The sequence below is a fragment of the Pseudomonas sediminis genome, from assembly GCF_039555755.1.
GTDB lineage: Bacteria > Pseudomonadota > Gammaproteobacteria > Pseudomonadales > Pseudomonadaceae > Aquipseudomonas > Aquipseudomonas mendocina_D.
This window is the reverse complement of the sequence record NZ_CP154631.1, coordinates 504,092-517,957: the sequence shown is the minus strand read 5'-3', so window position 1 is coordinate 517,957 and position 13,866 is coordinate 504,092. Positions and strand designations below refer to the sequence as shown.

At 55.9% G+C, this 13,866-nt stretch carries 8 protein-coding genes and 1 pseudogene; 7 read left to right on the top strand and 2 right to left on the bottom strand.

Going from position 1 to position 13,866, the window contains the following annotated elements:
• Nucleotides 1–62 precede the first annotated feature (62 nt).
• A complete protein-coding gene (locus AAEQ75_RS02495) occupies nucleotides 63–1,055 on the bottom strand; it encodes a helix-turn-helix transcriptional regulator (protein WP_343350791.1) in 993 nt (330 codons plus the stop codon).
• Nucleotides 1,056–1,138: 83 nt separating this feature from the next.
• On the opposite strand from AAEQ75_RS02495, the gene AAEQ75_RS02490 reads away from it, so the two are divergent.
• The 5 genes from AAEQ75_RS02490 (at nucleotide 1,139) to AAEQ75_RS02470 (ending at nucleotide 9,285) form a co-directional block, all read left to right on the top strand.
• Nucleotides 1,139–2,005 carry a tetratricopeptide repeat protein gene (locus tag AAEQ75_RS02490; RefSeq protein ID WP_343350790.1) on the top strand — a complete coding sequence of 289 codons (867 nt, stop codon included), beginning with the start codon at nucleotides 1,139–1,141 and terminating at the stop codon, nucleotides 2,003–2,005.
• Between the two features lie 87 nt (nucleotides 2,006–2,092).
• The gene (locus AAEQ75_RS02485) at nucleotides 2,093–2,773 is read left to right on the top strand and encodes a hypothetical protein (RefSeq protein ID WP_343350789.1); all 681 of its coding nucleotides are present in this window, start codon (nucleotides 2,093–2,095) and stop codon (nucleotides 2,771–2,773) included.
• A gap of 31 nt (nucleotides 2,774–2,804) precedes the next feature.
• Nucleotides 2,805–3,398, top strand: a complete 594-nt coding sequence (locus AAEQ75_RS02480) for a hypothetical protein (protein WP_343350788.1) — start codon at nucleotides 2,805–2,807, stop codon at nucleotides 3,396–3,398.
• 56 nt (nucleotides 3,399–3,454) lie between these two features.
• Nucleotides 3,455–6,082 (top strand): PD-(D/E)XK nuclease family protein, encoded by a 2,628-nt coding sequence (locus tag AAEQ75_RS02475; RefSeq protein ID WP_254299644.1) that lies wholly within the window; start codon nucleotides 3,455–3,457, stop codon nucleotides 6,080–6,082.
• A gap of 14 nt (nucleotides 6,083–6,096) precedes the next feature.
• The gene (locus AAEQ75_RS02470) at nucleotides 6,097–9,285 is read left to right on the top strand and encodes a UvrD-helicase domain-containing protein (protein WP_343350787.1); all 3,189 of its coding nucleotides are present in this window, start codon (nucleotides 6,097–6,099) and stop codon (nucleotides 9,283–9,285) included.
• A 313-nt stretch (nucleotides 9,286–9,598) separates the two neighbouring features.
• On the opposite strand, the pseudogene AAEQ75_RS02465 reads toward AAEQ75_RS02470, so the two are convergent.
• Nucleotides 9,599–9,894: pseudogene (locus tag AAEQ75_RS02465) on the bottom strand (WYL domain-containing protein); the annotation flags it as partial.
• Between the two features lie 632 nt (nucleotides 9,895–10,526).
• Between AAEQ75_RS02465 and AAEQ75_RS02460 the strand changes: the two are divergent.
• Together AAEQ75_RS02460 and AAEQ75_RS02455 are read left to right on the top strand one after the other, a co-directional pair.
• Nucleotides 10,527–12,206, top strand: coding sequence for a hypothetical protein (locus tag AAEQ75_RS02460; RefSeq protein WP_343350786.1), 1,680 nt, complete (start codon nucleotides 10,527–10,529; stop codon nucleotides 12,204–12,206).
• Nucleotides 12,203–13,708, top strand: coding sequence for a hypothetical protein (locus AAEQ75_RS02455; RefSeq protein ID WP_343350785.1), 1,506 nt, complete (start codon nucleotides 12,203–12,205; stop codon nucleotides 13,706–13,708). Before AAEQ75_RS02460 ends, AAEQ75_RS02455 begins: the two co-directional genes overlap by 4 nt.
• The last annotated feature ends 158 nt before the right edge of the window (nucleotides 13,709–13,866 follow it).

Here is a 13,866-nt window from a genome sequence, read left to right as displayed (position 1 = left end):
GAGTCTCCGTGGTTAGATGGCATGAGACAGGGTGCTTCGGGTATGCGACAGCCTGTGTCGCATTAGCTTTTTTCGTACAGCGCCGCCATCCGTTTCGCCGAAGTAGCGATTTGCTCTCTCAGCTCCATGGGTTCGAGAACCTCCAGGTGTTCGCCTTGGCTTAACAGCCATAGGTCCAGTCCTTGACTGAGATGCAGGCTGCCTGTCATCAACCACCAGCCATCGGCTGTCGGTTGTAGCTGTTGATCGGTGGTGAGTGCGTTTTCGTCCAGGCGTTCATAGAGGGCTTGCGAAACACGCAGTTTGAATCGAACAGGATGCTCTGATCTCTGACTGATAAGGCTTCGTCTGGCTTCGTTCGAGTTGATATCGAAGTCGTTAGGTGCTTCCAGATTCTCCCAGGTGGCTTTGGCGGATTGAAAACGATGCAGGGGGAGGGCGGCGACTTGGCCTTTTGGCAAACCCTTGAAAATGCATGACAGGTAGATGTTGGAGTCCTGGTAGGAAAGCCCCAAGGGTTTGAGGTGAAGCAGGCGTGGCTCGTGGGCTCCGCGCTTTAGGTAAAGAGCTTCGACAGACTCATCCTCCAGTAGAGCCTGTTGGATGACTTCTAGCACGTCAGGATTTACTGGGCTTGGCTCCAGCACGACGAAGCGAGTGTTGCTGATCACCTTGCCAGTGCAGTCCTGAGCAGGGCGGTTTCCCTTGAGTAAGGAGACTGCATAGTCCCGTATCGGCGCTAGTTTCTGCACCTGAGCGGCCATGCCAAATCGGGCTGCGTGATTCATGATCATGACGAGATTCATTGCATCGGTTGGCAGCATGTACAGGCGTGACAACGACTTTTCGGCCCACCACAAATTGGCTTTTCCCATGGGCTTGCTGCGTATCTGAGGGTATTGCAGTGCGAGATCAACTATGTCTCGTTGAATGGTTTTTATGCTGACATCAATCCCTTGGCTTGCCACCCGCTGTCGAATGGTGTTGATGCTGATGGCGTCTTCCTTTCCAGGGAGAAGGCGAAGAATCAGATCGTGACGGAGTAGCTGGTCCAAATTGTCGTCCTTGTCTGTATGCGACATGAGCTGTCGCAAAACTGTTGAGAATGCACAGGCATGATCACCGATGAGGCGGTAGCATGAGCAAATCTGCAGATGTGTTCAATCTCATGGACAACCTTCTTCCTCGTGCCGAGCACGTTGAGCTTGCCGAGCTTGATGAGTTAACTCGCTTGTATGCCGGCATCGGTATGCCATCGCTACGAGTAATGGAGTTGAGTGGGGTGGCCGGCGTGACGTATCACCAAATCAAAGCAGCCAATCCACTGCTTGGCTTGGTTGATCCGATCAGAGTTCGCCACCGATATGCGGAGCTGCGCGGGCAGGCTTTGCAGGGCGATGCCGAGGCTCTCAATGATCTGGGCTGGTTGTGGCTAAATGGGTCGCGGCTGAAACCAATCCCTGCGCTGGCTCGACGGTTATTCAAGCTTGCAGCAGTGATGGGCTCTGCCGAGGCACTATTCAACCTTGCCGAGCAGGCGTTCTATGGGAAGGGGCTGGCCACCAATCTGGCCTTGGCCATCGACTATTACGAGCAGGCTTTTGGTGCTGGGATTCCCTGTGCTGCGCAAGCATTAGGGAACTTGTATGAGCGCGGGGACGAGAGCGTCATCGCTGATCATGGCAAAGCAATCAGTTGGTACAAGCGAGGTGTAGTGGAGCATGACGTGATGGCGAGTTTCTTACTTGGCAGGCTGGCTCTGGATGAGGAGTCAACTGAGTATGATCCCGCGCTTGGCCTCTACTGGTTGCAGTGGGCTGCGATGAAAGGGCAGGTGTTGGCGACTGAGCGGCTTACCGATTTTTACTTCTCTACCTTTGAGTCCCCGCCGGATCCTGATGGGCTGCTGTTTCGTTTCTGGAGGGATCTGGCGATTACCCAGGGAAGTTCTTGGGCTAAAGAGTTGTGTATTGTGGGTGGCAGCCTTCCAGCATGTAGACATTAACGGCGGCTCGATTGGTAATGGCGCTCGAGTGAGATGGCTAGCAATGGTTGAAAATAGTAAATTCTTGACTAGAGGGGACGGCACCCGATGGCTTTAAGTTCTACCCAGATTCATGTTCTAGAGCAGGCAATCCTCAGCTATGGATTCCCTCTTGAATACTACGATTTTAACCGGACGCCAACGGCCAACCCTCAAGTGGCGAGTAGCATTCAGCATCTTGAATCGATCATCTATACGGCGTTAACGTCGGGGGCTCCTGCGGATGTGGAGCAGGGGCTGGCTAACATCATCTATTGGGGGAACACTGGAGCAGGGTATCGGCAGCATCGTTTCAGTAGTTTTCTTAAAAAAATTAAACCACTTCATCCCTATGGTGACTTTTGCTCACTTCAGCGTGCGGGAACTGTGTCTCTACTCGGAATCAAAAAGCTTGGCTATCCCGGCTACTCAGGTATTTCCTTTGTGTCCAAAGTGCTGATGTTTCTTGATCCGCAGAATTTCTGCGTGCTCGATTTGCAGATAAGTAAGCTAGGTGTGCCTGGGCGCTCGATCGGTCGGGCGTTAGATCAGCTGAAGGTTAATCCGACAATCATCCCCATATCTGTTCACAACGAAAAGGTTTACGACCATTGGCGCGATGAGTGCCGACATATCAGCAGTACCTACTATGCCGGGAAGTATCGGGTTGCTGACGTGGAGCGCGGATTTTTCGATCTGATCAGAACTGGACGTCTAAATGATGCGCTTGAAATCTACGCTGTATTTTGAATCTTTGGTTCGGTTATTGGGGTAAAGAAGCATGGAACTGTTTCGAGCAATTCCATCAAGTCGCTTGGCTGAGGCAGAAAAGGGCTTTCGAGGTCAGTCGACTATTCGTGTTCCCGGCAATGTTCCCTACGTGGTCGATAACCTGTGGGAGTCTCTTCGGCCGAAGAATATGCCGTCCCGCCGGCATGCCATTTACGCCAGCCCAACCCCTGAGCTCGCCTTGCAGAATGCCAGTGCTCCGCTGGTGGATGGTGATGAATACGTTGCCTGCCGGGTCGTTGTAGAACCACAGAAAATCCGTATTGCTCAGCTTCAAGTGACAGATGCGCGCTACCACAGCGACATTCGTTTGATTAGCAAGTGGATCAGTCAGCATGGGCAGGAGTTGGCTGAGCTTTCGTTGGAGCAAAAGCAGAAGCTTGCGCCGCTGTTTATGCCGGGTTTGTATCGGCGTGAGCTGACAGAGCTTTGGAATACTCATCCGTTGGTAGCCGCGCTTTGTGCTTATGTGGGGCAGCATTCTTCGTTCTGGTCATCAGCATCTGACACGCCTCAATCTTCGGATGGTGAGCTGTTCTTTGAGTTGATCGATGACGCCGACACCTACCGGCTTGAGGCCATTTAAGTTTCAGAAAGGTCAGCTTCAATCGAGCTGACCAGGGTCAATTACAGGGAGCCCCTATGCAAGGACAGCACATAACCTTTGGCTTGCACCTCGACGGCCAGCGTCCTTCGGCGCCGGACAATGCACTCGGTACGGCGTTGGTTGGCCCTTTGGGTTTTCTGAATATTCTCGAAACTCAACTAGGGCTCTTGGCGCTACAGCCCTCGTCGGCCGAGCGCATCGTTCAGTACCAGGATTGCTTGCGACAGCTTGATTCCGAGCAGCGTTTCTATCACCGCAGCTTCGCGACTGACCCTCTAGGCACTGCGGCCTATCTGCTCGACTGGAGGGATCAGTGGGCCCTGTATGGGTGGAGTGGCACCATGCCCGCTGGGGCGCCAATGCGCTTGCGAGATCTAGGGGAGGTTGAAGCGCTGGCCAGTGAGGCTGTTTCCCCAAGCGTTGGTCAGCGCCTTAAGGCTGTGCTGAATGCACTCCAGCAACGTAAACCAGATATTGAGCAAGTGCGGCTCGTTGATTCGATTGAAACCTTGCCGTATCGCTGGCAGCAGGTTCTTGCAGAGTTGCCTGTTGTCGTTGCGGGCGAGCTTGCAGGGCAGGGGCAGGGATTCCTGGGCATGCTCCAGAAACAGCTCTACTGCGCAGAGCAAGGCCAGGTTCTTCCAAGGCTTGCATGGCAAGGCGACGGTACTGTACTGGTCGTTCAGGCAGAGGCACCGGCACTGGCCAACCACTGGCTTGCTGCTCAACTCGCGGTGGATCGACCGACGTTGATGGTTTGCGCTCACGACGGCGTACGCCTTGATGCTCAGCTTTCCGCTACTGGGCGGCCTCGACAAGGACTCAAGGAGGCTAGTGTTTTCCGTCCTGCACTGCAGGTTTTGCCATTGGCTATGGAGTTGCTCTGGGATCCGCTTCACTTCCAGTCTTTGGTGCAATTCCTTACTCATCCAGTGTGCCCTGTCCCTGGATATGCTCGGCGTCGCCTTGCCGAGAAGGTTGCTGACGCTCCAGGCATCGGCGGGGCCTATTGGCAACGTACTCTGGCTCAAATCGACGAGCACTATGGCGAAGAGCGAGCCAGTCAAGTCCGTGAACAGATCGCTCTCTGGATTGAGCACCCTCGATTCCCTTCCGAGTCAGGCGCACCGTTAGAAGTTGTGCTGGATAGGGTTGCGCGATTAGCGGAGTTCTTCCGATTGCGTCTCGGCGAAGCTGATATCGCTCGACGACTTGCTTTTCAGACGGGATACGGCCAGTGCAAATCTTGTCTGGATTCGCTTAAGGGATTGCAGCTCCAGGGGGAGACGATTATCCGGCCGAGGCAGCTTCAAAAACTTGTTGCACAAGCTACCTCCAACGGTACTGACAACCCGCTATGGCCCGCAGAGATCGGAGCGGGGGCGGTGGTGAGTAACCCAGGGGCGATTACTGAGTCGTTTGCACGAGTGATTTGGTCGCCGTTGATGCTGCCGGCGCTGCCTGGCAATGATCCGTGGTCGGCCAGTGAGATTCGCGCTCTGAAAGAGGCAGGTGTGGAGTTGCCGTTAGCTGCCGAGAGGCTAGAGCAAATTACGGCCAGCTGGTTGCGGCCCGTAATGGCTGCTCAGGAGCAGCTGGTGCTGGTGCTGCCCCCACCGGAAGAGGAAGTGCACCCTCTCTGGCAAATGATCGAAGCAGTCGTCGAAAAGCCCCAAATACTTTCCTTGGAGACGCTTCTCTCTTCAAGTGGAGAAGCGCTGTCGCTGGTCACACCTCTGCCACTTCCAGCTCCCAAACGCTGGTGGCAGCTGCCTGACGATGTATCTGTCTCTTTGCGACCCAAAGAGTCTTTTTCCAGTCTCGAAAAGCTGCTTTTCAATCCGTATCACTGGTTGCTGCAATACCCGGCCAGACTGCAATCGTCGCGTATCGTTAGCCTCGGTGAGGATTTCCGCATGCTGGGTAATTTGGCGCATGGATTAGTTGAACAGTATTTCCTGCACCAGGATGCGCTGACGATGCCCGACAAGGAGTTTGAAGCGTGGTTCGATTCTTCCTTCGATGAGCTGATTGATCAGGAAGGTGCCAGTTTGAAGGCTCCCGGAAAGGGAGCTGATATGGAGAGCTTTCGCTACCGTTTGCAGCGAGCCATGCAGAGCTTGCGAGAGCAGGTTTCCCAGGCTGGCATGGTGCAGGTTGCACCGGAAAGGGAGGTCTCTGGTCATTTCGCCGGGGGCGAGCTGGCAGGATCGGTTGACCTCATGATGGAGAATGACCGAGGTGAGCTGGCTATTGTCGACATGAAATGGTCCGGGCTAAAAAAGTACCCAGAAAAGCTGCGGCAAAACCGCCATCTCCAACTCGCCATCTATGCCGAACTTTTGCGGCAGGAGACCGGCCGCTGGCCATCGGTTGGCTACTACATCCTTGATCAAGCACGGCTCTTTGCGCCTGACGATCGCGCTTTCCCGGATGCCGACGTGGTGTCGCCTACTGATGGCGAGAACACAGCACAGTTGTGGCAACGCTTCCTTGTAACTTGGCGCTGGCGCGTGGCGCAGATACAGGCTGGCCAGTTTGAAGTCGTACTGGATGCGATTCCTGGTAGCGATGCTTCAGAAGCGCCTGAGGACGCCATGGCGATGGAAACGCTCAATGAGGCTTATAACGATTACCGGACGCTTGCCGGGTGGGGGCGCTGAGTATGGAGAGCAGAATGAAAGCCCATATCACCTTCATTAGTGCAGGGGCTGGCAGTGGCAAGACGCACCGGCTAACCGATCTTCTGCATGACGAATTGACCGCAGGCAATATCCGTCCTTCGGGTGTCATTGCGACCACATTTACTAAAAAAGCGGCGGCTGAGCTCCGGGAGCGCGTGCGCGGGCATCTGCTCAATCAGGGGGACTTCAGTCTCGCCAATGCAATGGGGCAGGCTCGCATCGGCACGGTCAACAGCGTTTGCGGCCAGCTAATTGCGCGCTTTGCTTTTGAGGCCGGCATGTCCACCGACCTGCAGGTTCTGGAGGAGGTGCAGAGCAAGGCTCTGCTAGGTCATGCCATCGATACGGTGCTGGATAGCCCAGCAATGCAAGAGCTGTTGAGCCTGGTGCGCCGATTGGGACTGGAGCCGGATCCCCGGGATAAATACAAGGATCATTGGCAGTCTGACCTGAAGAAGTTGGTTGACCAGATTCGTAGCAATGACATCCCAGCGGCTCAGGTTCCTTGTTTTGCATCGGCGAATGCAGACGATCTGTTGAGCTATTTCCCGAAGCCGTCGAAGCAGGATCTCAGTGCTGATCTGCTGAAGGCGATTCACGCAGCACTGCCGACCATTGAAGCCACTGCTCAGTCTGGAGGCAAAAAGAACACCAATGCCTACCTGGCGTTGATCAAAGGCTTCGCTCGTGGCCTGGAGCGGCAGACAGCTTCTTGGGGCGAGTGGGTCAAGGTCGCGGAAGAGTCTCCCGAGGTGAGCTTGCGCCTGACCATCGAGCCAATTGCTGATTTGGCAGGTCGAGCAGGCGAGCACGCGGGGTTGCATAACGACCTACGCCGATACCTTGAGTTGATGTTCAATCTTGCTGCCAAGGCTCTGGAGAGTTATCAGGCCCTTAAGCAGGAACTTGGTGTTCTGGACTTTGCCGACCAGGAGCACCAACTGCTCGGCCTGCTTGATCACCCCGAAGTAGCGGCTGTACTCGACGATGAACTCGATCTCCTGATGGTCGATGAGTTTCAAGATACGAGTCCGATCCAGCTCGCTCTCTTCTTGAAGCTCGCCAGCTTTGCCAAGAAGGTCTATTGGGTAGGGGACATCAAACAGGCGATTTATGGATTCCGGGGCAGTGATACGGAGCTCATGCAGGCCATTCTCAAGGCATTGCCGGATATGGGGGCTGTCAAGGAGGTCCTGCCATCATCCTGGCGTTCACGTCCGGAGCTGGTAAAGGCGGTCAACGCAGTTTTTACCCACGCCTTTAAGGACACTTTGGCCAGGGAGGAAGTTGAGCTCAGCCCTGAGCGTACAGACCCCTTGCCCGAACCAGCACTCGCAAACTGGATTCTCGGTGGCACGAAAGCTGAGCAAGAGGCTTCCGCGTTGGCGTCTGGGGTTCGCCAACTGATTGATTCCGGCTACTCCATCTACGACAAATCGAGCAAGTCACCACGCCCCGTTCGCTTTGGGGATGTTGCAATCCTCTCGCGCTCCAATGATGGGGTTGATGCTTTTGCGGCAGCTTTGTCCGCACAGGGTATTCCCGTCGCCACTGCTCAGGCAGGCTTGCTTGCTACGCCCGAAGCTACATTGACCATGGCCTGCCTGCGCCGTCTCAATGATCCGGCGGATACTTTGGCCACTGCTGAGATTGTGTCTCTGGCCGACAGTCTAGAGCCGGAAATATGGGTGGCCGATCGGCTGAGGTACCTAGCCAAAGGTGGCGAGGTTGAGCAATGGTTCGAGCAGGCCATCGAAGGTCATCCGGTTCACCCGGTACTGGAAGCTATTGCTGGTTTGCGCTCCGCTTTACCGCTTCTTGCCCCTAGGGAAGCTTTAGTAACCGTGATCGCTACCTGTTCCCTGGCGGACAAGGTGATGCGTTGGACGCCCGAGCCTGACCGTGTCCGCGTGCGCTTAGCCAACCTGGAGGCCCTAATTGCGCTCGCTGGTCAGTATGAAGATGTTTGCCGTAGTGGCCAGCAAGCGGCCTCTATTTCGGGGCTCATTACTTGGTTGGGTGAGATTGCTCAGCAGAAGCAAGATATGTTGGCTGAGCCGGCCATCGATGCGGTCAAGGTGATGACACATCACGCCGCAAAAGGTCTTGAATGGCCGGTTGTTGTCCTCACTGATCTTGCCAAGGACATCAAGAGCCGGCTCTGGTCAGTCTCTGCGCAATCAGGGGCAAATTTCGATGCTCATAACCCGCTGGCTGATAGATACATCCGCTATTGGCCTTGGCCATTTGGTCTGAAGAAAAAAGTCGCCATCGCTGACAGTATCGCACTTACACCGATGGCTGCTGGTTTCAAAACCACTGCCATCGAAGAGTCCAAGCGGCTTCTATACGTCAGCATGACCAGAGCGCGGGATCTCTTGGTGCTTGCGCGATCCAGCCGCAAGCTGAGCGGCGAATGGCTCGATTGTGTCGAGGCTCCGTGGTTACTTCCGGGGAAGGGAAACGGTGCCATCGAGTTGCCCACTGGAGAGCGCATTGCGGCAGACCACTGGGAGCTTGAACCGTTGGGCGATCAGGTCAATGAAAAGCCTGCTACTTCTGAGGCTCTCTATTGGTTCAAGGGTATGGGCGATACAGGCCTTCGACTGCCGCTCATCTTCAATCCATCCTCTGTAGAACCCGCCCCATGCGCAATCGTGGAGAAGTGTCGGATTGGTGAACGGATACCTGTAGCCAAAGGGGCAGATATGCGTGTGCTTGGTGAGGCTGTACATGCGTGTATTGGCTTGTCCTTTACGACTCCGCATGCCTCCTTGTCTAACGCTGAGGTGAGTAACATCCTGTCCGGCTTCGGTGTGTCGGAGTACTTATCTGCCAATTCAGTGTTGCAACAGATCAGGGTTTTCCATGAATGGTTGTCCAGCCGTTGGCCTGGTGCGAGGCCATATGCCGAGATTCCACTACAGAGCATTTTGCCTACTGGTCAGGTGTTAAATGGCCGGATCGATTTGCTGTTGGAAACCGATAGCGGATGGGTTCTGTTTGACCATAAGTCCAGTCAGTTGACTGCGGATCATTGGGAGCTGTTGGCCAGCGAATACAGCGCACAGTTGGGGGCATATGCTCAGGGAGTAGAGCAGGCTTCAGGAAAGAAAGTCATCGAGCAGTGGTTGCTTCTACCCGTGGCCGGTGGCGCTTTGAGCATTGAGAGGTTGAGATGAGCTCGATCACGCTCGAGATGCCAAACGCAGATGCCGAGGCTCTGCTCCGGTTTGTGCAAAAAGTTGACGCTCGGGAACAGTGCCCCTCTGATCCGTGGGAGGCATCCCGTTTGGAGTCTGCATTGGAGGCCCTAGCAGAGGCTCTAGAGGCAGACCTGGGGTGACCCGTTAGCATCAGCCTGCGGAGATGGATGAGGTTCATCTCAATCAGATGAACCGTATTCAATGCTTGCTACTGCTCTACGGGGCAGCCATGCATAACTGGTTGAAATCGGCTAGGAGCGATCATTGAGCATCTGCAGATGCCGGGCAACTCATTGTTCTGGTCCTGAAGGTGGAGAAAGGCAGTTTTCGCTGCCATCAATGAACAGTAGCCAGAAGTTCCGCGCCGGTCATACCCCAGATGATCGGGTCGTATGTAAAGTTTTGCGCCTCGTGCTCGTTGATTTAGGTGTTTATGTCCTTCGAGGCCTGCTGACGACTGATGCCAAAGCTCTGCATTAGATAGCCCGTGGTCAGTCGGCTCTCCTAACGCGCGACGGTCTCGATCAAACAATTGAGAAGTGCCAGATTCCAGGGCACCATTTTAACTGGTTTCCTGCGTTTCATGCTCCTCCACCTGCCTGGATTGTTTACCTGTACATGTAGACACTATATGTGTGACGTAAAAGTCTACATATCTTTGGCTCGTCCTTTAACTGTCTCGACAGAGTGAGGGGGCATGGATTTCCTCACACTGCCCTGGTGGCATATTGGAGTGGAGTTACTTGTCCTTCTGATTTTTATGGGGCCATGGTGTTGCTCTGGCTGCGAAGCGTGAAAGGAGCACGGCGCATTCCTGCGATTGCAACTAGATGAGCAGCGAATTCATAGTGCCGAGCTGCGAACTAGGTGATGGGGTTGCAGGTCGCCGTTCGGGTAGAGCGCTTTAATGTCGAGCAGCTCTGGCGCTAGGTTGACCTGTTCTAGTAGGGACGGCCCATCAACCCCAACAATTCAAACAAACCCGTAGGGAACGACTTATGAAAAATCTCCTGGCAGCCATCGGGCTCGTGGTGGTGATCAAGAAAGGTTACGAACTTTATCGCGAGTATTCCGAGCTCAAGCGCTCCCATGGGGCGCGTGAGAGTGCACAGGCCTGACTGGCCTGAGCAAGAGACGCAATCGCCTTAGTGATAATGGCATTCAGCCATCCTGCGAGTTAGCATGTCACGACTCGCTTATCCTAAAAAGGACCTTCCATGAGCGTTAGCGCCTATCTTCGCGAAAACCTCGGCTCCATCTCTGCCAAGAATATTTCCATCGCTCCGGGGATCGATGAGAAAAAGCTGAACAATGCCGTCAAGGCATTCAGATACAGCGGTCTGCCGGGAAACGTTGTGGCGCTATTCGACAATACGCTGTTCGGCACCGGCAAGGACGGTCTGCTGTTCACAGGCGAGCAACTGATTTACCGCTCTGGTTTCGCCGACCCTATCCAGTTCCCCTATGAGGCGATCTCCAGCGCCAAGTACGCCCAACTGTATACGGGGAAGAACCTGGACAAGCTGGAATACTCCCTGATCATCCAGCGCAAGGACGACAGTCAATTGGTCATCAAGGACCTGACGGACTGCGACTACGCGGCGCTGGCGTCGGTGCTGCAGGGCGTCATCGACAACTTCAGCGAGTTTCAGGACGAAAAGCAGCTGATCCCCATCGACGAGATGGACGAGGCGGTCAAGGTGGCCTACCTCAAGGTCATGGTGAACATGGCCTATGACAACGACGCCGTCATCGACGAGAAGGAGTTCGCAGAGATCCTTCTGCTGATGACGCGCCTGAATCTCAGCCCCGAGTCGCGCTTCAGCGTGCGCACTTACATGACCGCTTTCAAACCCGCGGTGCCGATCGAGACGCTGCTTGCAGAGCTCGACAGTCATTGCCCGCGTGGGCAGATCAGGCCGCTGCACATCTCGCTGACCAAAGACCTGATCAATCTGTACTTCTCCACTGGCGGAAACTCGCTGGAGGTATTTGGCTTCCTGCAGAACAACCGCGCGCTCCTGCAGATTACCGACGACGAGATCGATCTTGCTGTGACCGCCATCCGCAATGACCATAGCATGCTCAAGGAAGACGTTACGGACGATCAGATCGTCAGCGCGCTGAAGCTGCTGTCGGCAAAGGCGGCCGCCGTGGGTACGCCGCTGGCGGCGGTGTATCTCTCCGGCTCGGTGATCGGCATGTCGGCTGCGGGGCTGACGTCGGGCCTGGCCACCCTGGGGGTGGGTGGCCTGCTAGGCCTGTCGGGCATGACCACCGGCATCGGCGTCGCCGTGCTGATCGGTGTGGGCGCGTATGCTGGGGTGCGCAAACTGACCGGAGCCGACGAGCTGACACGGTCGAAACGACGGGAGCTGATGCTGGTCGAGGTCATCAAGCAAACACAGGCAACCATCTCCCTGCTGATCCAGGACATCAATCACATCACCGAGCGGCTGACCCAGGCCCTGGCTGATCACGGTGAACAAGGCCAGAAGATCCAGCGCCTGATGGCCATGATGGGGCAGATGACCGGTGCCGGGGCCGTGCTCACCAGCAAGTCCGAGGCGGCGCAGAGCAGTGCCACCAAACTGCGTTGCGCTCGCTTTCTGGACGACGCCAAACTCAAGACTCTCGCCAAGGAACCGACCAAGGCGGAGCTGTACGGCTTCATCAGAGGATTCTACGAAGAACGCTCGTTCACCCAGGAGAAGGATGGTCAGCAGGTCGAGACCCTCAAGCTGGTGGTCAAGCCAGGCGTTTCGCCGAAGGACCTGGAAAACCTGGCTCGGGCCTTCGAAGCGGTCGGCTACTTCAACGTCGGCGACGTGCTCGTCGGTGGTGCCGCAGACGTGGCCAGCAAGGCCAAGGACAAGCTCACCGGACTCTTCTCATGAGCAAGAAGGAGCCATTGGTGGAGCAGGCACAGGCGATGCTGGTGCAGAAGCACCAGACGGACGCCGCGCAGCGTCATCTAGGGTTGCTCGATGGTGCCTTGGAGGACATGCAGGCGGCGCAGACCGAGAGTCTTCAGCATCTTGAACTGATGCTGTTCCAGGCGGGAACGCTCATCGAAGAAAGCCAGGTGATATTCGACGCGGACGAAGAAGACGCGCTGCTCGTCGAGACCAGCCTCTTTGTACAGGAGAAAATTGTCAGCATCAGTGCGCCGCTCCCTTGTCTCGACTTCATCGAGATGGACGATGGGGGCGACTGGAGCGGGTACCTGGATCAGGTGGCCGCGTACGCGCAGCGACACCAGATCGAGTTCAGGCAGGACCCGTTCCGTGACCTGATGAGCGCCAGCCAGCGCATTGCGCTGGAAAAGCGCATCCAGGAGGAGTTTTCGTACAAGGGTGCCCAGTGCGACAAGTACGACTACATGATCGCAGGCACCTGCGGCCTGATAGGCGGACTGGTCGACATACTGTTCGTCTGCCTTCCCGGGCAAGGGGCGCTCACCCACTTCACGGACGACATGACCGACAAGGCGGTGCAGACATTCGCCTCCTGGAACGGCTGGAAAGGGCCGCGCGAGGGGAGTGATCCGACAGCCAGCGCCATTGGCTTCCTGGAGGGAAAGTTCAAAGTCAACTACGACCATCGGCATGGTGGCGATGTCGACCACCTGTTCAAGATGAGCACGCGTAATCACCACATCAAGAGTCTTGCGCATTCACCGGACTTGGTTGGCTTGTTCTTCTCGATATTGGATCAGTTCACCAGTACGGCCCACTTTGTCGATGGTGGCCGGCTCATCAGCGTCGATACCGACACCTTCGAGCTCAAAGGATCGAACCTGGTTGCCAAGCTGTTCTGCGGCTTCATGAACTGGCTGGGGCATCTGTTCTCCGACATGGCCGGCTCGTCTGGCGCGCAGCAGCGGGGATCGGGCATCCCCATTCCATTCTTCTCGCTGTTACAGTTCATCAACGTCGGCGAGTTTGGAAAGCACCGGCAAACCTTCGCAACGATCGCCGTTCAGGTATTCGAAAAGGGCTACGACCTTCGTCATGGGTTGGCTATGGCGATTCCGGTGCTGTTCAGCGAATTGCTGACTCGCGTAACCTGGGTCGTGAAGCAGCGCTTCTATCACCAGAAGGACTGGGAGCAGTGCATCCCTTCCGCCGCCAATCCCGAGCTTCGGCGGATGCTACTGCTGGCCCACGGAACGCTGTGCCTCGTCGATGGCGCCGACGCAGCGCTTCGCTCGGGCGGCGACATGATCCATTTCATGCTGCGTTCCAACCTCATCGCCTGGGTACGCTTCGGCACATTGGCACTCAAGGAACTGAATGCCTGGTACAAGGAAGGGAGGCTCGACGTTGTGGCCGTCGACACCTACCTCGACGGCGAATGCGAGCGGCTGGTGGCCAGTTTACGACCGGTTCAAGAATGAATACCGCCTGGCAAACACACTACAAAGAGCCCCGGCCACTGTTCGCTGAGTTGGCTGTGCCACGCGCATCGTGGACAGATGGCTCCGCCTGGCAGGCGAAGTCAATCAGACCCGCGCGGAGCCGGCCTGCGGCAGCAGGCAGTCACGGGCTGGGTATC